A 24,742-nucleotide genomic window follows, 5' to 3' on the forward strand; every position below is an offset into this window, starting at 1 on the left:
CATGGCCGGCCGAACAGCAGCAGGCGACACAGACACAGAAGGTGCGAGGACGACGACCGTGATGACCAACGAGGAAAAACTGCGGGGATACCTCAAGCGCGTCACCACCGACCTGCACCAGACGCGGGAGCGGCTGCGCGAGGCCGAGCAGCGCACCCGCGAGCCCGTCGCCGTCGTCGCCATGGCCTGCCGCTACCCCGGCGGCGTGCGCAGCCCGGAGGACCTGTGGCGGCTGGTCGGCGCGGGCGGCGACGGCATCGGCGACTTCCCCGCCGACCGCGGCTGGGACGTCGAGGACCTCTACGACCCCGAGGGCCTGCGCGAGGGCTCCTCGGCGGCCCGCGAGGGCGGATTCCTCTACGACGCGGGCGACTTCGACCCGACCTTCTTCGGGATCAGCCCGCGCGAGGCACCCACCGTGGACCCGCAGCAGCGGCTGCTGCTGGAGGTCGCGTGGGAGGCGTTCGAGCGCGCCGGCATCGACCCGGCCGGCCTCGCCGGCACCCAGACCGGGGTCTTCTCCGGCCTGATGTACCACGACTACTACGCCAACGCCTCCTCCGGCAGCCTCGTCTCCGGCCGCACCGCCTACACCCTGGGCCTGGAGGGCCCGGCGGTCACGGTGGACACCGCGTGCTCGTCGTCGCTGGTCGCGCTGCACCTGGCCGTGCAGTCGCTGCGCAAGGGCGAGTGCACGATGGCGCTGGCCGGCGGCGTCACCGTGATGGCGACGCCCGGCACCTTCATCGAGTTCACCCGGCAGGGCGCGCTCGCCCGCGACGGGCGCTGCAAGTCCTTCGCGGGCGCCGCCGACGGCACCGGCTGGGCGGAGGGCGCGGGCGTACTGCTGCTGGAGCGGCTGTCGGACGCCCGCCGCAACGGCCACCCGGTGCTCGCGGTCGTGCGCGGCTCGGCGGTCAACCAGGACGGCGCGTCCAACGGCCTGACCGCGCCCAACGGCCCCGCTCAGCAGCGCGTCATCCGGCAGGCGCTGGTCGACGCCGGACTCGCCGTCGACCAGGTCGACGTGGTCGAGGCGCACGGCACCGGCACCGCGCTCGGCGACCCCATCGAGGCGCAGGCGCTGCTCGCCACCTACGGCCAGGACCGCCCGGCCGACCGGCCGCTGCTGCTCGGCTCGGTCAAGTCCAACATCGGCCACACGCAGGCCGCTTCGGGCGTCGCGGGCGTCATCAAGATGGTCATGGCGATACGCCACGGGCTCGTCCCGCGCACCCTGCACGTCGACGAGCCGACGCCGCACGTGGACTGGTCGGCCGGTGCGGTGCGGCTGCTCACCGAGCCGGCCGACTGGCCCGAGACGGGGCGCGCCCGCCGGGCCGCCGTGTCGTCCTTCGGCTTCAGCGGCACCAACGCGCACGTCATCATCGAGCAGCCCGAGCCGCAGGAGCAGCCCGCCGCTTCGGAGGGATCGGAAGAAGCCGGCGGCGTGCTGCCGTGGCTGGTGTCCGGCCGCACCCCCGAGGCGCTGCGCGCCCAGGCCGCCCGGCTGCTCACCCACCTGCGCGACACCCCGGACGCCCCGGCCGCGGACGTCGCCCGCGCGCTCGCCACCACCCGCACCGGATGGGAGCACCGGGCCGCCGTCACCGGCACCGACCGGGCCGGACTCCTCGCCGGACTCGCCGCGCTGACCCGCGGCGAGAGCGCGCCCGGCACCGTCGAGGGCGTCACCGGCTCGGCCGGCAAGACCGCCTTCCTCTTCACCGGGCAGGGCTCGCAGCGCGTCGGCATGGGCCGCGAACTGCACGCCGCCCACCCCGTGTTCGCCGCCGCCTTCGACGAGGTGTGCGGACTGCTCGGCCTCGACCCGGCGCTCACCCTGGAGGGCACGGGCGGGGACCTGGACCAGACGGGCAACGCCCAACGCGCGCTGTTCGCCCTGGAGATCGCGCTCTTCCGGCTGCTGGCCTCGTGGGGCGTCAAGCCCGACCTCGTCGCCGGGCACTCGGTCGGCGAGATCGCCGCCGCGCAGGTCGCCGGCGTCCTGTCGCTCGCGGACGCCTGCACGCTGGTCGGGGCCAGGGCGCGGCTGATGCAGCAACTGCCGTCCGGCGGCGCCATGGTGTCCGTCGCGGCGGGGGAGGACGTGGTCCTGCCGCTGCTCGAAGGCCGCGCCGGGACCGGCATCGCCGCCGTCAACGGCCCGGCGGCCGTGGTGGTCTCCGGTGACGAGGCCGAAGTCCTCGCCGTCGCGGAGGAGTTGGCCGCGCAGGGCGTGAAGACCAAGCGGCTCACCGTCAGCCACGCCTTCCACTCGCCGCTGATGGACCCGATGCTCGACGCATTCCGCGCCGTCGTCGAGGGACTGACGTTCGCCGAGCCCGTCACCGGCATGGTCCGCGCCGAAGTGGCCACACCCGACTACTGGGTACGGCACGTCCGCGAGGCCGTGCGCTTCGCCGACGACATCCGCGCCCTGGAGGAGCGCGGCGCCCGTACCTACGTCGAACTCGGCCCGGACGGCGTCCTGTCGGCCATGGCCCGGGACTGCCTCGCCGACGCCCCCGCCCTGCTGGTGCCCGTGCTGCGCCGCGACCGCGGCGAGCGGCAGTCCGTCGCCGACGCCCTGACCCGGCTGCATGTGGCGGGCGTGCCCGTCGACTGGGCCGCGTACCTGCCGGCGGGCCCGCGCGCGGACCTGCCCACGTACGCCTTCCAGCGGCAGCGCTACTGGATCGACAGCCCCTGGAAGCCCGACGGCGCCACCGCCGTGACGGCCGCGCGGCCCGGCGGGCTCGCCTACCGCAGTGTGTGGCGCCCGCTGGCCGTCGACCCGGCCACCAGCGCGCCCGGCAGCTGGCTCGTCGTGACCTCCGGCGACCCGGCCGGCCGCGCCTGGGCCGACGCCCTCGCCGGCTACGGCCCGCACCTCACGCTCGCCCCCGGCACCGACCGCGCCACCGCCGCCGAGGCCGTCCGCACCGCGCTGGCCGAGGCCGCGGAGCCCCGCCTCGCCGGCGTCCTCGCGCTCACCGGCATGGACGAGCGCACGGACGGCGCGAGCCAGGCCGGCACCGCCGGGCTCGGCACCTCCCTCACCCTCGTGCAGGCGCTCGGCGACGCCGGGGTGGACGCGCCGCTGTGGCTGCTCACCAGCGGCGCCGTCGCCGTCGCCGGGTCCGAGCGCGTCACGGCACCCGCGCAGGCCCGGATCTGGGGCCTGGGGCGGGTCGCGGCGCTGGAGGAGGCCCGCCGGTGGGGCGGCATCGTCGACGTGCCCGCCGAGCCCGACGCGGCCGTCGTCGCCCGCCTCACCGGGCTGCTCGCGGCCGGCGCCCGGCCCGGCGCCGCCGAGACCGAGGCCGCCGTACGCGCCTCCGGTGCCTACGGCCGCCGGCTCGTCCGCCTCCCCGCCGCCGATCCCGAGCCGTGGTCCACCACCGGCACCGCACTGATCACCGGCGGCACCGGCGCCCTCGGCGGCCACGTCGCCCGCTGGCTCGCCGCCCGCGGCGCCGGCCACCTCCTCCTCACCAGCCGTCGCGGCGAACAGGCCCCGGGCGCCGCCGAGTTGCGCGCCGAACTGGAAGCGCTCGGCGCCACCGTCACGATCGCCGCGTGCGACGCGGCGGACGGCGACGCGCTCGCCGCCCTGCTCGCCGGCCTCCCCGCGGACCGCCCGCTCCGGAGCGTCTTCCACGCCGCCGGCGTCCTGAACGACGCGGCCCTTGCCGACCTGACCCCCGAGCGCTTCACCGCCGTCCTGCGGGCGAAGGCCGACGCCGCCGCGCACCTCGACCGGCTCACCCGCGGCCTGGACCTCGACGCGTTCGTGCTCTTCTCCTCCGTCAGCGGCAGCCTCGGCAACCCCGGGCAGGCCAACTACGCCGCCGCCAACGCCCACTTGGACGCCCTCGCCGAGCAGCGCGCCGCCGCCGGGCTGCCCGCCACCTCCGTCGCGTGGGGCCCCTGGGCCGAGCGCGGCATGGCCGACGACGAGACCGTCGCCGTCAAGCTGGACGGCTTCGGCGTCACCCCCATGCCGCCCGCCATCGCACTGGCCGAGCTCGGCCGCGCGCTGGCCCGCGGCGAGGCCGCCGTCACCGTCGCGGACATCGACTGGACGCGCTTCGCCCCGGTCTTCGCCGCCGCCCGCACCACCCACCTCTTCGACGAACTGCCCGAGGCGGCAGGCGCGTTGGCGGCCACCTCCGCCGCCTCGCGGCACGACTCGGCCGCAGCGGGCGCGCTGCGCCGCCGGCTCGCCGGGCTGTCGCAGGCCGAGCAGACCCGCCTCCTGCTGGAGTCGGTACGCGCCGAGATCGCCGGCGTCCTCGGCTACGCCTCACCCGACGCCGTCCTGCCCACCCGCGCCTTCACCGACCTCGGCTTCACCTCGCTGACCGCCGTCGAGTTCCGCAACCGCCTCGACGAGACCACCGGCATGCGGCTGCCCGCCACCCTCGTCTTCGACTACCCCACCCCGCAGGCCCTCGCCGACCACCTGCGCGCCGAACTCACCGAGGGCGAAGGGGCCGGCGGCACCGCCGAGTTCGCGGCCGTCGCCGCCGACGAGCCGATCGCGATCGTCGGCATGGCCTGCCGCTTCCCCGGCGGGGTCAGCACCCCCGAGCAGCTGTGGCGGCTGCTCGCCGACGGCGCCGAGGCCATCGGCCCGATGCCCACCGACCGCGACTGGGACCTCGACACCCTCTTCGACGACGACCCCGACCGGGCCGGCACCAGCTATGTGCGCGAGGGCGGATTCCTCGACGCCGTCGCCGACTTCGACGCCGACTTCTTCGGCATCAGCCCCCGCGAGGCCCTCGTCATGGACCCGCAGCAGCGGCTGGTGCTGGAGACCTGCTGGGAGGCCGTCGAGAACTCCGGCATCGCCCCCGACACCCTGCGCGGCAGCCGCACCGGCGTCTTCGTCGGCATGAACGGCAACGACTACACCCTGCTCTTCCGCGAGGGCTCCGAGGGCGTCGAGGGCTGGCTCGGCACCGGCAACGCCTTCAGCGTCGCCTCGGGGCGCGTCGCGTACGTCCTCGGCCTGGAGGGCCCGGCCGTCACCGTCGACACCGCGTGCTCGGCCTCGCTGGTCTCGCTGCACCAGGCCGTGCAGTCGCTGCGGCAGGGCGAGTGCACCCTCGCGCTCGCCGGCGGCGTCACCGCGATGTCCACCCCGCAGACCTTCGTGGAGTTCTCCCGGCTGCGCGGCCTCGCCGTGGACGGCCGCTGCAAGGCGTTCTCCGCCGACGCCGACGGCACCAACTGGGGCGAGGGCGTCGGCATGCTGCTCGTCGAGCGGCTGTCCGACGCGCAGGCCAACGGCCACCCGGTGCTCGCCGTCGTGCGCGGCTCCGCCATCAACCAGGACGGCGCCTCCAACGGCCTCACCGCCCCCAACGGGCCCTCCCAGCAACGCGTCATCCGGCAGGCGCTCGCCAACTCCGGTGTACGCGCCGCCGAGGTGGACGTCGTCGAGGCGCACGGCACCGGCACGAGCCTCGGCGACCCGATCGAGGCGCAGGCGCTGCTCGCCACCTACGGGCGCGAGCGCACCGCCGAACGGCCGCTGCTGCTCGGCTCGGTGAAGTCCAACATCGGGCACACGCAGGCCGCCGCGGGCGTCGCGGGCGTGATGAAGATGGTGCTGGCCCTCCAGCACCGCACCCTGCCCAAGACGCTGCACGTGGCCGAGCCGACCCCGCACGTCGACTGGTCCGCGGGCGCCGTCGAACTGCTCACCGAGACCCGGGAGTGGGACGCCCCCGAGGGCCTGCCGCGCCGCGCCGGGGTGTCGTCCTTCGGCTTCAGCGGCACGAACGCGCATGTCGTCCTGGAGGAGGCCCCGGCGCCCCTCGCCGCCGGGACCCGGGCCGATTCCGCGTCCGGCTCCGCACCGGGCGGCGTCGTCCCGTGGGTGCTCAGCGCCAAGTCCGCCGCCGCGCTGCGCGGCCAGGCCGCGGCCCTGCTCGCCGCGGTCGAGGACACCGAGGCGGACGCGGGAGACGTCGGCTGGTCGCTCGCCACCGGTCGTGCCGCACTGGACCACCGCGCCGTCCTCGTCGGCGACCGCGCCCAACTCCTCACGGCGCTCGCCGCGTTGGCCGAGGACACCCCGGCGGCGAACGTCGTCACCGCAGTGGCCGCGGGCCCGGGCAGGACCGTCTTCGTCTTCCCGGGTCAGGGTTCGCAGTGGGTCGGCATGGCGGCGGGGTTGCTGGAGTCCTCGCCGGTCTTCGCCGAGCGGATGCGTGAATGTGCCGCTGCCCTCTCGGAGTTCGCGGACTGGTCGCTGCTGGAGGTGCTGGAGGACGAGGCGGCGCTCAAGCGCGTCGATGTGATCCAGCCGGTCCTGTGGGCCGTCATGGTGTCGCTGGCCGCCGTGTGGCGGTCGGTCGGTGTCGAGCCGGACGCCGTACTCGGGCACTCCCAGGGCGAGATCGCGGCGGCGGCCGTGTCGGGTGTGCTGTCGCTGCGGGACGCCGCGAAGGTCGTGGCGCTGCGGTCGCAGGCCATCATCGCGCTGTCCGGTCTCGGCGGCATGGCCTCGATCGCCCGCCCCGCCGCCGAGGTCACCACCCTGCTGGCGCCCTGGGACGGCAAGTTGTCCGTCGCCGCCGTCAACGGCAGCGGCTCCACCGTCGTCTCCGGCGAGGTCGGGGCGCTGGAGGAGCTGCTGGCGGCGTGCGAGGCCGACGAGGTGCGGGCCCGCCGTATCGATGTGGACTACGCCTCGCACTCCGCCCAAGTGGAGATCATCCGCGACGAGTTGGCGAAGCTGCTGGACGGCATCGAGCCGCACCGCGCCGAGGTCCCGTTCTACTCCACCGTCACCGGCGGCTGGGCCACCGGCACCGAACTCGACGCCACGTACTGGTACACCAACCTGCGCGAGACCGTCGGCTTCGAGCCCGCCGTCCGCACGCTGCTGGCCGAGGGCTTCACCTCCTTCGTCGAGTCCAGCGCCCACCCCGTGCTCGCCATGGCCGTCCAGGAGACCGCCGAGGACGCCGACACCGCGGCCACCGCCGTCGGCACCCTGCGCCGCGGCGAAGGCGGCTGGGACCGGTTCCTGCTCTCGCTCGGCGAATTCCACGCCGCCGGGGGAGCGGTCGACTGGGCCGCGCTGTACGGTCCCGGCGCCCGGCGCGTCGCCCTGCCGTCGTACGCCTTCCAGCGGCAGCGCTTCTGGCCCAAGGCGGTGAGCGCGCCCGGCGACGCCTCCGGGCTCGGCCTGGTCGCCGCCGCGCACCCGCTGCTCGCGGCCTCGACCGGGATCGCCGGCGACGAGCGCACCGTCCTGACCGGGCGGCTGTCCGCGCAGAGCCACGGCTGGCTCGCCGACCACGTCATCTCCGGCCGCATCCTGCTGCCCGGCACCGCCTTCGCCGAGATGGCCGTACGCGCCGCCGACGAGGTCGGCTGCTCCCGCGTGGAGGAGCTGACCCTGGAGATGCCGCTCGTGCTGCCCGAGCGCGGCGGCGTACGCGTCCAGGTCACCGTCGGCGCGCCCGACGAGGCCGGGCGGCGGGCCGTCGAGATCTACTCGCGCGCCGAGGACGCCGCCCCCGACGAGCCGTGGACCCGGCACGCGGCCGGCCTGCTTGCCGAGGGCGCGCTGCCCGACGCCTCGCTGGGCCTGGCCGCCTGGCCGCCCGCCGGGGCCGCCGCGATCGACCTCGCCGGGCTCTACGACGGCATGGCCGCCCTCGGCATGCACTACGGCCCGCTCTTCCGCGGCCTCAAGCGCGCCTGGCGGCACGGCGACGAGGTGCTGGCCGAGGTCGAGCTGCCCGGCGGCGAGGCGGGCGGCTACGGCCTGCACCCGGCGCTGCTGGACAGCGCCCTGCACGCCATCGGCCTCGGCGCGTTCGTGGAGCGCGCCGGCGGCCAGGACGGCCCGTGGCTGCCCTTCGCCTGGACGGGCCTGGCCCTGCACGCCTCCGGCGCGACCGCGCTGCGGGTCCGGCTCGCCCCCGCAGGACCCAACGCCGTACGGGTCACGGTCGCCGACCCCGCAGGGGAGGTGGTGGCCGCCGCCGAGTCGCTGACGCTGCGGGCGCTGGCCGCGGGCGCGCTCACCGCGTCCGCCGGGGCCGACCGCGACGCCCTCTTCCGGGTCGCCTGGAGCGCCGTGCCGGCCGCCGGCGAGGCACCCTCCGGCGCGGTCGCGGTGCTCGGGCCCGACGACTTCGGCCTGGCCGCCGCGCTCGGCGCCGGTACGGCCACCGCAGCCGCCGACCTCGCCGCGCTGACCTCCGGACCGCTGCCCGGCACCGTCGTGGCCGGCTGGGCGCCCGCCGCGGACGGCGACCTGCCCGGCCGGGTGCGCACCACCGCGGCCCGCACGCTGGACCTGCTCAAGGAGTGGCTGGCCGACGACCGGCTCACCGCCGTGCGCCTGGTCGTCGTCACCCGGGGCGCCGTCGCGACCGACACCGACACCGACGTCCCCGAGCTGGCCGCCGCCCCGCTGTGGGGACTGCTGCGCTCGGCGCAGTCCGAGAACCCCGGCCGCCTCGCGCTGCTGGACCTCGACGGCAGCCCCGAGTCGCTCGCCGCCCTGCCCGCGGCCCTCACCTGCGAGGAGCCGCAACTCGCCGTGCGCAAGGGCACCCTGTACGCCCCCCGGCTGGCCCGCTCCGGCACCGGCGACCTCGCCCTGCGCCCGCCGGCCGGCCCCGGCCACTGGCGGCTGGACGCCACCGAGCCCGGCTCGCTCGCCTCCCTCGCCCTGGTGCCCTTCGAGACCGCCTCGAAGGAACTGCCCGAGCACGGCGTACGGATCGCGATGCGCGCCGCGGGCCTCAACTTCCGCGACGTGCTGATCGCGCTGAACATGTACCTCGGCGCGGGCGTGCTCGGCGGCGAAGGCGCGGGCGTCGTCACCGAAGTCGGCCCCGGCGTCACCCGGTTCGCGCCCGGCGACCGCGTCATGGGCATCTTCCCCGGCGCGTTCGGCCCGGTCGCCGTCGCCGACCAGCGGATGCTCGTGCGGATGCCGGACGACTGGACCTTCACGCAGGCCGCCGCAGCGCCGATCGCCTTCGCCACCGCCTTCCAGTCCCTGGTGGACCTCGCAGGACTGGAGGAGGGCGAGCGGGTCCTCATCCACGCCGGCGCCGGCGGCGTCGGCATGGCGGCCATCCAGGTCGCCCGGCAGGTCGGCGCCGAGGTCTTCGCGACCGCAAGCCCCGGCAAGTGGGACACCCTGCGCCAACTCGGCCTGGACGACGACCACATCGCCAACTCCCGCACCCTGGACTTCGAGCAGAAGTTCCTCGACGTCACCGGCGGCGACGGCGTGGACGTCGTACTCGACTCGCTCACCGGCGAGTTCGTCGACGCCTCGCTGCGACTGCTGCCCAACGGCGGCCGGTTCATCGAACTCGGCCGGGTCGACATCCGGCAGGCCGACGACGTCGCCGGCTGGTACCCCGGCGTCCAGTACTGGACGTTCGACCTCAGCGAGGCCGGGCCGGTCGCGACCGGGCAGATCCTCACCGACGTCCTCGACCTCGTCGAGCGCGGCGAGCTGGCACCGCTGCCCACCACGACCTGGGACGTACGGCGGGCGCCCGACGCCTTCCGCTACATGGCGCAGGCCCAGCACACCGGCAAGATCGTGCTGACCATGCCCGCCGAGCCCGACCCCGACGGCACCGTGCTCATCACCGGCGGCACCGGCACGCTCGGCGCGCTGTTCGCCCGGCACCTGGTCGCCGACCGCGGCGCCCGGCACCTGCTGCTCACCAGCCGCAGCGGCCAGGACGCCCCCGGCGCGGCCGAACTCGTCGCCGAACTCCAGGAGCTGGGCGCGCAGGTGACCGTCGCCGCGTGCGACACCGCCGACCGGGACGCGCTCGCCGCGCTGCTCGCCTCCGTACCGGCCGCGCACCCGCTCACCGCCGTGGTGCACACCGCGGGCGCCCTCGCCGACGGCCTGCTCGACACCGTCACCCCGGAACGCCTCGACACGGCGCTGCGGCCCAAGGTGGACGCCGCCTGGCACCTGCACGAGCTGACCCGCGACGCCGGGCTCGCCGAATTCACCCTCTTCTCCGCCGCCGCCGGCGTCTTCGGCGGCCCCGGGCAGAGCAACTACGCCGCCGCGAACACCTTCCTCGACGCCCTCGCCCGGCACCGCCGCGCCCAGGGCCTGCCCGCGCAGTCCCTCGCGTGGGGCCTGTGGGCGCAGGCCAGCGGCATGACCGGGCACCTCGACGACGCCGACCGGGCCCGTATCGCCCGCTCCGGCGTCGGGGCGCTCGGCTCCGAGCAGGGCACGCAGCTCTACGACATCGCCCGCGGCCTCGACGACGACCTGCTCGTCCCGGTCAAGCTGCGGATGCCGGCGCTGCGCGACGCCGCCGAGGCGGGCCTGCTCCCGCCGCTGCTGCGCGGGCTGGTCAGGGCGCCGGTCCGGCGGGCGCTGGAGGCCGCGGCGGTCTCCGCCGACTCCCTCCAGCAGCGGCTCGCCGGGCTCTCGCCCGCCGACGTCGACACCGCGCTCACCGACTTCGTCCGCGCGCAGGTCGCGGCGGTGCTCGGGCACGCAGCCGCCGAATCCGTCGAAGCCTCCCGGGCGTTCAAGGAGCTGGGCTTCGACTCGCTGACCGCGGTCGAGTTCCGCAACCGCATGAACGCCGCGACGGGCCTGCGGCTGCCGGTCACGCTCGTCTTCGACTACCCGACGCCCAAGGCGCTCGCCGCCCGGCTGCGCGACGACCTCGCCCCCGAGGCCGCCGACCCGGCGAGCGCGCTGCTCGCCGAACTCGACCGGCTGGAAGCCGCGTTGACCGGCACCGCCGGGGCCGTCGAGGACGACGGGCAGCACGACGCGATCGCCGCCCGGCTCCAGGGCCTGCTGGCGGCGTGGAAGGACACCAGGAAGAGCGCCGACGACGGCACCGACGTCACCTCCCGGCTGTCGGCGGCCAGCAAGGACGAAGTGCTCGACTTCATCACCAACGAGCTGGGGATCTCTTGAGGACCGCGGCGGGGAAAGGCGTACACAGTGGCTGACGAGAAAGAGTTGGTCGACTACCTCCGGCGGCTCGCGGCGGACCTGCACGACACCCGGCGGCAGCTGCGGGAGAACGAGGACCGGGCGCGCGAGCCCATCGCCATCGTCGGCATGGCCTGCCGCTACCCCGGCGACGTCAGCTCGCCCGACGACCTGTGGCGGCTCGTCGCGACCGGCGGCGACGGCATCGGGCCCGCGCCCGACGACCGCGGCTGGCAGGTCATGACCGACACCGGCGCGGCCGGCGCCGGCGCGCAGGCGCTGCGCGAGGGCGGCTTCCTGCACGGCGCGACCCGCTTCGACGCCGGCTTCTTCGGCATCTCGCCGCGCGAGGCGCTGGTCATGGACCCGCAGCAGCGCATCGCGCTGGAGGCGGCCTGGGAGGCCGTCGAGCACGCCGGCATCGACGCGACACGGCTGCGCGGCAGCCGCACCGGGGTCTTCCTCGGGGTGGCCAGCGCCGACTACGTGTCCGTGGCGCAGCGCATGCCCGAGCTCGCCAAGGGCTACATGATGACCGGCATCGGCACGTCCGTGGTGTCCGGCCGGGTCTCCTACGTCCTCGGCCTGGAGGGCCCGGCCGTCACCGTCGACACCGCGTGCTCCTCCTCGCTGGTCGCCCTGCACCTGGCCGCGCAGGCGCTGCGCTCCGGCGAGTGCACGCTCGCGCTCGCCGGCGGCGTCACCGTGATGTCCACGCCCGGCGTCTTCGTCGACTTCAGCAAGCAGAGCGGGCTCGCGCCCGACGGCCGCTGCAAGGCGTTCGGCGGCGCCGCGGACGGCACCGGCTTCGCCGAGGGCGTCGGCATGCTCGTCGTGGAACGCCTCTCGGACGCGCGGCGCAACGGGCACCGGGTGCTCGCGGTGGTGCGCGGCTCGGCGATCAACCAGGACGGCGCCTCCAACGGCCTGACCGCCCCCAACGGCCCTTCCCAGCAGCGGGTGATCCGGCAGGCGCTCGCCAACGCCCGTGTGCCGGCGGCCGAGATCGACGCCGTCGAGGCGCACGGCACCGGAACGGTGCTCGGCGACCCGATCGAGGCGCAGGCGCTGCTCGCCACCTACGGGCAGGAGCGGCCGGCCGAACGGCCGCTGTGGCTCGGCTCGCTCAAGTCCAACATCGGCCACGCGCAGGCCGCGGCGGGCGTCGGCGGCGTCATCAAGATGGTCATGGCGATGCGCCACGGCGTGCTGCCGCAGTCCCTGCACATCGACGAGCCGACCCCGCACGTGGAGTGGGACACCGGCGCGGTCGCCCTGCTCACCGAGGCACGGGAATGGGAGGCCGCCGAGGGCCGCCCGCGCCGCGCCGGCGTGTCCTCCTTCGGCATCAGCGGCACGAACGCGCACATCATCCTTGAGGAGGCGACGGAGCCCGAGCCCGCCGAGGGCGAGGAGTCCGCCGCCCCGGCCGCCGGGACGCCGGCGGGCGGCGTCGTGCCCTGGGTGCTCTCCGCACGCTCCGAGCCCGCCCTGCGCGGCCAGGCGGAACGCCTGCTCGCGGCGGTGGGCGGCGCGGGCGCCGGCGGCGCCGCGGACGCCGCCGCCTTCGACGGCGGGCGGCTCGTCGACACCGCGTGGTCGCTCGCCGGCGGGCGGGCCGCGCTGGAGCACCGGGCCGTGGTGGTCGGCGGGTTCGACCGGCTCACCGCGGGGCTGGCGGCGCTGGCCGGCGGGGAGCCGGCCGCGCAGGTCGTCAGCGGCGTCACCGGGACGGTCGGCAAGACCGTGTTCGTCTTCCCCGGGCAGGGTTCGCAGTGGCTGGGGATGGCGGCGGGGTTGCTGGAGTCCTCGCCGGTCTTCGCCGAGCGGATGCGTGAATGTGCCGCCGTGCTCTCGGAGTTCGCGGACTGGTCGCTGCTGGAGGTGCTGGAGGACGAGGCGGCGCTCAAGCGCGTCGATGTGATCCAGCCGGTGCTGTGGGCCGTCATGGTGTCGCTGGCCGCGGTGTGGCGGTCGGTCGGGGTCGAGCCGCAGGCCGTACTCGGGCACTCCCAGGGCGAGATCGCGGCGGCGGCCGTCTCGGGTGTGCTGTCGCTGCGGGACGCCGCGAAGGTCGTGGCCCTGCGCAGCAAGGCGATCATCGCCCTGTCGGGCCTGGGCGGCATGGCCTCGGTGGCGCAGCCCCAGGAGCTGGTACGGGAGCGGATCGCCGCGTGGGACGGGAAGTTGTCCGTCGCCGCCGTCAACGGCACCGCCTCGACGGTGGTGTCGGGTGAGGTCGGGGCGCTGGAGGAGCTGCTGGCCGCGTGCGAGGCCGACGACGTCCGGGCCCGCCGCATCGACGTGGACTACGCCTCGCACTCCGCCCAAGTCGAGACCATCCGCGAGGACTTGGCCCGGCTCCTGGCCGGGATCGAGCCGCGCCGCGCCGAAGTCCCCTTCTACTCCACCGTGACCGGCGGCTGGGTCACCGGCACCGAACTCGACGCCACGTACTGGTACACCAACCTGCGGGAGACCGTCGGCTTCGAGCCCGCCGTGCGGGCCCTGCTCGGCGAGGCGTTCTGGACGTACGTCGAGTGCAGCGCCCACCCGGTGCTCGCGATGGCCGTGCAGGAGACCGCCGAGGACGCCGGCATCGACATCGTCGGCGTCGGCACGCTGCGCCGCGGCGAAGGCGGCTGGGACCGGTTCCTGACCTCCGCCGCCGAGGCGTACGTCCGCGGCGTCGCCGTCGACTGGCCGTCGCTGCTGCCCGGCGGCGCCCACGTGGACCTGCCGACGTACGCCTTCCAGCACGAGCGCTACTGGCCCAAGGGTGGCGCGCCCGGCAACGCCACCGGGCTCGGCCTGCGCTCCACCCGGCACCCGCTGCTCGGCGCGGCCACGTCGCTGGCCGGCAGCGACGGCGTGCTGCTCACCGGCCGGGTCTCGCTCCAGTCGGCGCCCTGGCTCGCCGACCACCGGGTGGGCGGGCGCGCCCTGATGCCCGGCACCGCCTTCGTGGACCTGGCGGTACGCGCCGGCGACGAGGTCGGCTGCGACGTCGTCGAGGAGCTGACGCTCCAGGCGCCGCTGGTCTTCCCCGAGCAGGGCGGCATCCGGCTGCAGATCGTCGTCGAGGGCCCGGACGAGGCCGGCCGCCGGCCGTTCGGCATCCACGCGCAGACCGGCGACGACGAGCCCTGGACGCGGCACGCCACCGGCGTGCTCGCCACCGGCGCCCGCAGCACCACGCTCGGCGTCGACAGCTGGCCGCCCGCCGAGGCCGAGGCCCTCGACACCGCCGGCGTCTACGACGGCTTCGCCGCCATGGAGATCGGCTACGGTCCGCTCTTCCGCGGCCTGCGCAAGGCATGGCGGCTCGGCGACGACATCATCGCCGAGGTCGAACTGCCCGGCGAGGCGGGCAACTTCGCACTGCACCCGGCGCTGCTGGACGCCGCCCTGCACCCCATGGTGCTCGGCGTCGTCGAGACCGACACCGACGCGCCCGGCCCCTGGCTGCCCTTCGCCTGGCGCAACGTCGCCGTCCACGCCACCGGCGCGACCGCGCTGCGCGTCCGGCTCGCGCCCGCCGGCCCCAACGCGGTCGCGCTGACCGTCGCCGACGCCGGCAACGCCCTCGTGGCGTCGGTGGAGTCGCTGGTGGTCCGGCCGCTCGCCGAGGCCGGCGACGACGCGGGCCCCGCCGCGCACCGCCGCTCGCTCTTCCGCGTCGACTGGCAGCCGCTGCCCGCCGACAAGGGCGCGCTCCCGGTCTCGGCCGCCGTCGTCGGCGACCCCGGCCTCGCCGTCAGCGGCGCCCTCGGCATGCTGCCGCACCCGGACCTCGCCGCCCTGCGCGAGTCCGTCGCCGCGGGCACCCCCGCCCCCGACGCGGTGCTTGTGCCGTGCCCCGCCCCCGCCGAGGGCGAACTGCCCCAGCGGGTACGGGAGTCGGTCACCGCGGCCCTGGAACTGGTCAAGGAGTGGCTGGCCGACGAGGCGTTCGCCGACTCCCGCCTCGTCCTGCTCACCCGCGGCGCGGTCGAGGACCCGGCCCGCGACGGCGCCGCGCCCGAGGACCTGCCCGGCGCCGCGCTGTGGGGCCTGGTGCGCTCGGCGCAGACCGAGAACCCCGGCCGCGTCGTCCTGCTCGACACCGACGGCACGCAGGGCTCCTTCGACGCCCTGCGCACCGCCCTCGCCACCGACGAGCCGCAACTCGCCCTGCGCGAGGGCACGGCGTACGTCCCCCGGCTCGTCCGCGCCGAGCTGCCCGACACCCCCGCGGACACCGGCAGCTGGGACCCGGACGGCACCGTCCTGGTCACCGGCGCGACCGGCACCCTGGGCCGTACCGTGGCCCGCCACCTCGTCGCCGACCGGGGCGTACGGCACCTGCTGCTGCTCAGCCGCAGCGGCGCCGAAGCGCCCGGCGCCGCCGAACTCGCCGAAGAACTCATAGCGTTGGGCGCCTCGGTCGACTTCGCGGCCTGCGACGCCGCCGACCGCGACCAGCTCGCCGCCGCCCTCGCCCTGATCCCCGCCGACCGGCCGCTGCGCGGCGTCGTGCACGCCGCGGGCGCGCTCGCCGACGGCGTGCTCGGCTCGCTGACCGCCGAGCGCCTGGAGCCCGTGCTGCGCCCCAAGGTGGACGCGGCCGTGCACCTCGACGAGCTGACCCGCGACGCCGACCTGACCGCCTTCGTGCTCTTCTCCTCGCTCGCCGGCACCGTCGGCGCGGCCGGCCAGGCCAACTACGCCGCCGCCAACGCCTTCGTCGACGCCCTCGCCCGCCGCCGCGCCACGCAGGGGCGGCCAGCGGTGGCGCTGGCGTGGGGCATGTGGTCCCGGCTCAGCGGCCTGACCGGGCGGCTGGACGACGCCGACCTGGCACGTATGGCCCGCTCCGGGCTGGTGGGGCTCAGCGACGAGGACGGGCTGGCGCTGCTCGACGCGTCCGTCGCCTCCGGGCAGCCCGCGCTCGTGCCGGCCGGGCTGGACCTGTCCGCGCTGCGGGCCGCCGCCGCGGCCACCGGAGCACTGCCCGCGCTCTTCCGCGCCCTGGTGCGGATGCCCAACCGCCGTACGGTGGAGGCCGCTTCGGCCGCCGCCGACACCCTGCTGGACGACCTCGCCGCGGCCACCGAGAGCGACCGGCCGCGGATCGTGCTGGACGTCATCCGCTCCCAGGTCGCCGCGGTCCTCGGCTACGCCGGGCCGTCCGCGGTCGACACCGCGCGGCCCTTCCGCGAGATCGGCTTCGACTCGCTGACCGCCGTCGAGTTCCGCAACCGCCTCTCCCGCGCCACCGGCCTGAGGCTGCCCGCGACCCTCGTCTTCGACTACCCGACCGCGACCGTCCTGGCCGACCACCTGCTCCAGCACGTCACCGGCGGCACCGCGACCGCCCGTCCCGCGGCGGCCGTTCACACCGCCGGGAGCGACGAGCCCATCGCCATCGTCGGGATGAGCTGCCGCTTCCCCGGCGGCGTCGACTCGCCCGACGCGCTGTGGCAGCTGGTGGCCGACGGCGTGGACGCGATGTCCGGCTTCCCGACCGACCGCAACTGGGCGGTGCCCGCGCCCGACACCGCCGGCTACACCCCGCAGGGCGGATTCCTCTACGACGCCGCCGAGTTCGACGCCGCCCTGTTCGGCATCAGCCCGCGCGAGGCGCTCGCGATGGACCCGCAGCACCGGCTGTTCCTGGAGGCCGCGTGGGAGGCCGTGGAGCGGGCCGGCATCGACGCGACGACACTGCGCGGCAGCGACACCGGCGTCTTCGGCGGCCTGATGTACCACGACTACCTCGCGCAGCTCGCCCATGTGCCCGCCGACGCCGCCGGGTTCATCGGCACCGGCACCTCCGGCGGGGTGCTGTCCGGCCGGGTCGCCTACACCTTCGGCTTCGAGGGCCCGGCCGTCACCGTCGACACCGCCTGCTCCTCCTCGCTGGTGGCCCTGCACCTGGCGGTGCAGGCGCTGCGCAGCGGCGAGTGCTCGCTCGCGCTGGCCGGCGGTGTCACCGTGCTGTCCACGCCCGGCGCGTTCGCCGACTTCGGACGGCAGGGCGGGCTGTCCCACAACGGCCGCTGCAAGTCCTTCGCGGGCGCCGCCGACGGCACCGGCTGGGGCGAGGGCGTCGGGGTGCTGCTCGTGGAGCGGCTGTCGGACGCCCGGCGCAACGGCCACGACGTGCTCGCCGTCGTGCGCGGCACCGGCGTCAACCAGGACGGCGCGTCCAACGGCCTGACCGCCCCCAACGGCCCCGCCCAGCAGCGCCTCATCCGGCACACCCTCGCGCAGGCCCGGCTCACCGCCGACCAGGTGGACGTCGTCGAGGGCCACGGCACCGGCACCACCCTCGGCGACCCCATCGAGGCGCAGGCACTGCTCGCCACCTACGGCCAGGGCCGGCCCGCCGACCGGCCGCTGCTGCTCGGGTCGATCAAGTCCAACATCGGCCACACGCAGGGCGCGGCCGGTGTCGCCGGCGTCATCAAGATGGTCATGGCCATCCGCAACGGCGTCGCGCCGCGCACCCTGCACGTCGACGAGCCGTCGCCGCACGTGGACTGGTCGGAGGGCGCGGTGCGGCTGCTCACCGAGGCAGAGCCGTGGCCGGAGACCGGACGGCCGCGGCGCGCCGCCGTGTCGTCCTTCGGCATCAGCGGCACCAACGCGCACGCGATCATCGAGCAGGCCCCGCCCACCCCGGAGCCCGCCGCCGCCGAGCGCCCCGCCGCGGCCGGCCCCGTGCCGTGGCTGCTGTCCGCCCGCACCCCGGCGGCGCTCGCCGGGCAGGCCCGCGCGCTGCTCGCGCACGTCGGCGCCGACCAGGACGCCGACGTGCGCGACATCGGCTACTCGCTCGCCGTCACCCGGGCCCGCTTCAAGCACCGCGCCGCCGTCGTCGGCACCGACCACGCCGCCATGCTGCGCACCCTCGCCGAACTCGCCGACGGCGGCAGCCCCGCCGAGGCGCCGCGCGGCACCGCGGACCCGGGCCGTACCGCCTTCCTCTTCACCGGCCAGGGCAGCCAGCGGGCCGGCATGGGCCGCGAACTGCACGCCGCCCAGCCTGTGTTCGCCGCGTCCTTCGACGAGTGCTGCCGGCTGCTCGGCCTCGACCCGGCGGTCGTCCTGGACGGCGCGGGCGACCTGGACCGCACCGGGACCACCCAACGGGCGCTGTTCGCCCTGGAGGTGGCGCTCTTCCGGCTGCTGGAGTCGTGGGGCATCAGGCCCGACCTCGTCGCCGGCCACTCCGTCGGCGAGATCGCCGCCGCCCATGTCGCCGGCGTGCTGTCGCTGCCCGACGCGTGCGCCCTCGTCGAGGCCCGCGGCCGGCTGATGGAGGCGCTGCCCGAAGGCGGCGCCATGGTCTCGGTGCGGGCCGCCGAGCAGACCGTACGGCCGCTGCTCGACGGGCTGGAAGGCGTCGATGTCGCCGCCGTCAACGGGCCGGCGTCCGTGGTCATTTCGGGGGCGGCCGAGGCGGTGCACGCCGTCGCCGCGAGGCTCGCGGAACAGGGCGTCAGGACCCGGCAGTTGACCGTCAGCCACGCCTTCCACTCGCCGCTGATGGACCCGATGCTCGACGACTTCCGGGCCGTCGCCGAGGGACTGTCGTACGCGCCGCCGCGGCTGACCGTCGTCTCCGCGCTGACCGGCGCGGTCGCCGGCGACGACATCCGCACCCCCGGCCACTGGGTGCGGCACGTCCGCGACACCGTGCGGTTCGCCGACGCGGTGGCGGCGCTGGCCGCCGAGGGCGCCCGTACGTTCGTGGAGCTCGGCCCGGACGGGGTCCTCACCGCCATGGTCCGCGACGCGCTCGCAGGCACCGGAGAACGCGTCACCGCCGTGCCCGTGCTGCGCCGCGACAGGACCGAGGCGGCGAGCGTGGCCGGCGCGCTCGCCCAGCTGCACGCGTGCGGCGCCGACCCGGACTGGACGGCCGTCTTCGCCGGCACCGGCGCCCGCCGGGTGCCGCTGCCGCCGTACGCCTTCCAGCGCGAGCGCTACTGGCCCACCCCCGCGGGCGGCGCCGCCGCGTCCTACCCCGGCGCCGGGAGCGGCGCGGACGACGCGGGCTTCTGGACCGCGGTCGAGGCGGGCGACCCGGCCGCGCTCGCCAAGCTGCTCCAGGCCGACGGCGACCGCGGCGAACTCGCCGCCGTGCTGCCGCTGCTGGCCGCCTGGCGGCGGCGCTCCCGCGAGCAGGCCGCGGCCACCGCGAATACGCAGGCCGCCCCGGCGGCCCCGGCCGCCGACGAGGGCCCGGCGCTGCGCGAGCGGCTCCGGGCGCTGCCGCCGCACGAGCGCCTGGAGCTGCTGACCTCCGTCGTCGTCGCCGAGACCGCGACCGTCCTCGGCCACACCGGCAGCGGCGCCGTCGAGGCCGGCAGCGAGTTCTTCGACCTGGGCATGTCGTCGCTGGCCGCGGTGGACCTGCGCAACCGGCTCGGCGAACTCACCGGCGTGGAGCTGGCCGTGGACGTCGTCTACGACCACCCGACCCCGGCCGAGGTGGCCGGCCACCTCGCCGCGGAACTGGCCTGACGCCGGTCCGCCCCCCCGAAGACCGCCGGGCCCGGCCGCCAACCGCCGGGCCCGGCTCCGTACCGCCGCCCCACCCGCCCCAAACCGCCCGCCACGACACCCCGGAGAACCACCATGATCCCCCAGCCGACCCGGAAGGGCACCGCGCCCTTCCGCGGCCACAAGACCTGGTACCGGGTCACCGGCGACCTCGCCGGCGGACGCCCGCCGCTCGTCGCGGTGCACGGCGGCCCCGGCAGCACCCACGACTACCTGCTGCGGCTCGCCGAACTCGCCGCCGAGGGGCAGCCGGTGGTGCACTACGACCAGCTCGGCAACGGCGGCTCCAGCCATCTGCCGGGCGAGAAGCCCGACTTCTGGACCGTCGACCTCTTCCTCGACGAACTCGACAACCTGCTCGCCCACCTGGGCATCACCGACGGCTACGTGCTGTTCGGCCAGTCCTGGGGCGGCATGCTGTCGGCCGCCCACGCCGCCCGCCGCCCTGCCGGGCTGCGCGGCCTGGTCATCGCCAACTCGCCCGCCTCGATGCCCACATGGCGGCAGGAGATGACCGCCCTGCGCGCCGCCCTGCCGGCGCAGGCCCAGGCAGAGCTGCTGCGGCACGAAGAGGGCGGCACCACCGACAGCCCCGCGTACTTCGAGGCCGCCATGGCCTTCTACGACCGGCACGTGTGCCGCACCAAGCCGTGGCCGCGCGAGGTCGCCGCGACCATGATGGAGATCTACAACGACCCCACGGTCTACTTCACCATGAACGGCCCCAACGAATTCCATGTCGTCGGCACGCTCAAGGACTTCACCGTCGAGCCGCTGCTGCCCCGCATCACCGCCCCCACCCTGGTGATCAGCGGCGAGCACGACGAGGCCACCCCGGCGACGGTGCGCCCGTACGCCGAGCTCATCCCCGGCGCGCGCTGGGAGATCGTCGCCGGCTCCAGCCACATGCCGCACGTCGAGGCACCCGAAGCCTTCGACGCGGTGCTGCGGAAGTTCCTCGCGGAGCTGGGGTAGTGGCGCTGGGGTAGCGGTAGGGGCGGCTAGGGGTTCCGGGCCCGGCCCGCGCCGCCCTAGCGTTCCCGCGTCGGCGGGAACCCTCACACCGGGCCGAAATCCTCGCCGGGCCGCGCCTCCCACCGGAGCGCGCACCCGGCCCCGCGCACTCTTCAGGAGACTCGCTCGCATGGACACGCGCAACGACACGCTGCACTCGTGGAAGGTCGTCACCCCCGCCGAAGGCGCCGAGGGCGGCCAGGGCGGCGTGAGCGGTGAGGTCGTCGTCGCCGTCGACTTCCCCGTCACCGGCCGCCCCGAAGCCGGCTTCACCGACCTCGCCGGGCTGCTGGCCCCCGGCCGCGCCTTCTGGCAGACCGTCCCGCCGCCCGTCGTGCCCGGCTCCGGCGCCGGCGTCGAGACCTACGTCGGCGGCTGGGCGGACGAACTGACCGGCTCCGGGCTGGTCGTGCGCGGCATCCTCGGCTTCTGCGTCGGCTCGGTCTACGCCGCCGCGCTCGCCGACAAGGTCACCGCCGCGCAGGGCAGCGCGCCCGCGCTCATCCTCTTCGACCCCGAGCCGGCCACCGTCACCACCCTCTACTGGCAGTTCGAGAAGATGGTCGGCAACCTCGCCGGCGTCCTCACCGACGACGAGGCCGACGCCGTACGCCGCAAGGCCGAGGCGCTGTCGAAGGCCGACCCCGACGACGTGACCGCCTTCGCGGCGGAACTGCACGCCATGTTCCACCCGGTGGCCGTCGAGGCGTTCGGCCGGCTGGGCCTGGACGCCGAGCACACCGCCGAGGTGCTGGACCTCTTCGCGGCCTTCATCTCCTACCTCTCGGTCGCCGGCCAGCTCGACCCGTCCGCCGCCTGGAAGGGCGCCACCGCGATCAGCTCGGCCGGCCCGAACAGCGGCCTCAACCCGCACCGCGCCCACCCCGGCCAGGACAGCGACCTGGTCGCCCGCGAATACCGGCTGGACGTCCCGCACGCCGAACTGCTGCGCTCCGCCGACGCCGCCAGGACCGTCGACGAACTGCTGCGCGGCTGACCGCCCGCCCCGCGCCGGGCACGGACCCCCAGGCCGTCCCGGCCAGGAACGTTAAGGACTAGTGATGGACGCTGTCGCCGCCTCCCGCAAGGAACAGGCGCTGTGGCTGCTGGAGAGCTTCGTTCCCGACTCCGGCGTCAACAACCTCTCGACGGCCTTCCGGGTGGCCGGCGACCTCGCGCCGCAGCTGCTCCAGGACGTGGTCGACCGCCTCGTGGCCCGCCACGAGGTGCTTCGCACCGTCTTCCGCGAGCAGGACGGCACGCTGCTGCGCCAGGTGCTCACGACCGGCGCCGTACGCGTTGCCGTCGAGCCGCTGGCGCCCGCGGGCGGCACCGCCGAGGACGACCTGACCCCGTACATCGCCCGGCCCTTCCGCACCGACGGCAGCCCGCTGCTGCGCGCGGCGCACCTGCGGCACCCGGACGGCGACGTCTTCTGCGTCGCCGTCCACCACTCGGTCTTCGACGGCGCCTCCTCGATGATCCTGCTGCGCGAGGCCGCGACGCTCTACGAACTGCTCGCCGGCGGCCACGACGTGCCCGCCGAGCTCGCCGCGCCCGTACCGGCGTGGACCCCGCCGCCGCCCTCCGAGGCCAGCGAGCGCTTCTGGCGCGAGCAGCTGGACGGCTTCCGCCCCACCGACCTGGCCCTGCGCTGCGAGAAGCCCGGCGGCTCGCAGACCACGCTGCTCGGCGGCGTCGTCAACCACGAGCTGTCCGCGCAGGCACTCGCCGTCGTCCGCCGCCTCCAGCGCGCCCTGCGCGCCCCCGAGGCCGTCGTGCTGCTCGCCGCGTACTACGTGCTGCTCGCCGCGCACGGCGCCGGGCCCGACCTGACCGTCGGGTCGCCGGTGAGCCTGCGCGGGCAGGGCGAGCAGGACCGGATCGGCTACCACATCAACGTGCTGACGCTGCGGGCCCGCGTCACCCCCGAGGAATCGTTCCGCCAGCTGGTGTCCGCCACCCGCAAGGTCTTCCTCGGCGCCATGGCGCACGCCGACTACCCCGTCGACGACCTGCTGGAGATCGTGCCGCGCGACGACGCCGCCTGGCGCAACATCCTCTTCCGGCACGTCTTCAACTACGCGCCCATGGCCGGCGCGACCGAGTTCACCCTCACCGGCCTGCCCGCCCGGCAGATCGTCGCCGAGAACGGCTCCAGCAAGTTCGACCTGGAGTTCTTCGTCTCCTCCGCGGCCGACCGCCTCCAGGTGCGCGCCGCCTACTACGCCGACGTCTTCGAGCACGCCGACGTCGAGGCGCTCGTCCAGCGCTACGAGGCGCTGCTGCTCACCCTGGACACCGCGCACGACCGGCCCATCGGCGAGCTGCGGGTGTGGAGCCCGCGGGACACCGCCGTCATCGGCGCCGCCAACGCCACCGAGCGGCCCGTCCCGTACGGCTCGGTCCTCAAGGCCGTGGCCGCGGTCGCCGCCGCACGGCCCGCCGCGACCGCGCTGCGCGACGGCGACCGGGACGTCAGCTACGCCGCCCTGTGGACCGGCGCCCTGCGGGTCCGCGACGACCTGCGGGCCGCCGGCATCGGCCGCGGCGACGTCGTCGCCCTGGCCGCGCCCCGCGGCCCGGAGCTGGCCGCGGGCGCGCTGGGCGTCTGGCTCGCCGGCGCCGCCTACCTGCCCCTGGAGCCGAGCCACCCGGCCTCCCGGCTGGCCTACCAGCTCCAGGACTCCGGGGCCAGGGCCGTGCTGCGCGGCGCCGGCACCGCCCTCGACTGCGGGCAGACCCCCGCCCTCACCCTGCCCGCGCTGCCCGACGCCGCGGACACCGCGCCGCAGACCGACGCGGCCACCCCGTCCTCGGGGGAGTGCGCCTACCTGATCTACACCTCAGGCTCCACCGGCCGCCCCAAGGGCACCCTCGTCGGCCACGGGGCGCTCGCCAACCTCGTCGCGCACTTCGCCGACGAGCTGTCCGCCAAGGACACCGACTCCGCGCTGTGGCTGACCACCTTCAGCTTCGACATCTCCGCGCTGGAGCTGTTCCTGCCGCTGACCGTGGGCGGCGCCGTCGTCGTCGCCCCCGACGAGGCACGCACCGACGGTACCGCGCTCGCCGACGTGCTCGTACGCCACGACGTCGGCATCGTGCAGGCCACCCCGACGACCTGGCGGATGGTGCTGGACCAGGCCGGCGACCGGCTCGGCGGGCGCCGGGTGCTCAGCGGCGGCGAACCGCTGCCGCTCGCGCTCGCCCAGCGGCTGGCCGCGACCGGCTGCCGACTGCACAACGTCTACGGGCCCACCGAGACCACCATCTGGTCCACCTCAGGCGCCGTGCCCGAGGACGTGGCCCGCGTCGACGTCGGCGGGCCGCTCGCCAACACCCGGCTGTTCGTCGAGGGCCGGCCCGGGCAGGAGCTGCCGGTCGGCGTGAGCGGCGAGCTGTGCATCGCCGGCGCCGGCGTCGCCCTCGGCTACCACGGCCGCCCCGAGCTGACCGCCGAGCGCTTCGGCGACCACCCCGAGCACGGCCGCTACTACCGCACCGGCGACCTCGCGCGCTGGCTGCCCGGCGGCCGGATGGAGATCCTGGGCCGCGCCGACCGGCAGATCAAGCTGCGCGGCAACCGCATCGAGCTCGGCGAGATCGAGGCCGTGCTGCTGGAGCACCCGCAGGTGCGCGGCGCGGCCGTCGTCGTCGCCGGCGACCCGGGCTCCGACGCCGTACTGACCGCCTTCGTGGTCGTCGGCGACCCGGCCGCCACCGGCACCCTGTGGGAGCACGCCCGCGGCACCCTGCCGCCCGCCGCCGTCCCGCAGTCCTACGTCGCCGTGGAGTCCTTCCCCATGACGGGCAACAACAAGGTCGACATCCCCGCGCTCACCCGGCTCGCCGAACAGCACCGCGCCGAGGCGGAGTCGGGGACGGATACCGCCAACTCCCCTGCCACCGCGCCCGGTGACGACCCGGTCGTCGACTTCCTGGTCGGCCAGTGGGAGAAGCTGCTGCGCCGCACCGACCTCGGCCCGGACGCCAACTTCTTCGCCAGCGGCGGCCATTCGCTGCTCGGCGCGGTGCTCGTACAGCGCGCCGAGGCCGAGTTCGGGGTCCGGCTGAAACTCACCGAGCTCTTCGACCACCCCACCCCGGTCGCGCTGGCCGCCCGCGTCCGCGCGCTGCCGCCCCGGGAGGACGGCGCCGCCGGCGCCTGACGACACCCAGGTCCCCGCC

4 protein-coding genes and 1 pseudogene are annotated in these 24,742 nt (G+C 76.0%); all 5 read left to right on the forward strand.

The genetic code is table 11. The features are described from left to right. Position 1 precedes the first annotated feature (1 nt). The 5 genes and pseudogenes from HCN08_RS13180 (at position 2) to HCN08_RS13200 (ending at position 24,723) form a co-directional block, all read left to right on the forward strand. Positions 2 to 10,966 carry an SDR family NAD(P)-dependent oxidoreductase gene (locus HCN08_RS13180; protein WP_407648753.1) on the forward strand — a complete coding sequence of 3,655 codons (10,965 nt, stop codon included), beginning with the start codon at positions 2 to 4 and terminating at the stop codon, positions 10,964 to 10,966. Positions 10,967 to 10,984: 18 nt separating this feature from the next. Then, positions 10,985 to 19,468, forward strand: a pseudogene (locus HCN08_RS13185) (SDR family NAD(P)-dependent oxidoreductase); the annotation flags it as partial. Between the two features lie 144 nt (positions 19,469 to 19,612). Next, positions 19,613 to 20,512, forward strand: a complete 900-nt coding sequence (locus HCN08_RS13190) for a proline iminopeptidase-family hydrolase (RefSeq protein WP_167983211.1) — start codon at positions 19,613 to 19,615, stop codon at positions 20,510 to 20,512. Between the two features lie 169 nt (positions 20,513 to 20,681). Further along, a complete protein-coding gene (locus HCN08_RS13195) occupies positions 20,682 to 21,548 on the forward strand; it encodes a hypothetical protein (RefSeq protein ID WP_167983212.1) in 867 nt (288 codons plus the stop codon). A gap of 64 nt (positions 21,549 to 21,612) precedes the next feature. Next, positions 21,613 to 24,723 carry a non-ribosomal peptide synthetase gene (locus tag HCN08_RS13200; RefSeq protein ID WP_167983213.1) on the forward strand — a complete coding sequence of 1,037 codons (3,111 nt, stop codon included), beginning with the start codon at positions 21,613 to 21,615 and terminating at the stop codon, positions 24,721 to 24,723. The last annotated feature ends 19 nt before the right edge of the window (positions 24,724 to 24,742 follow it).

The sequence above is a fragment of the Actinacidiphila epipremni genome (assembly GCF_012034175.1).
GTDB lineage: Bacteria > Actinomycetota > Actinomycetes > Streptomycetales > Streptomycetaceae > Actinacidiphila > Actinacidiphila epipremni.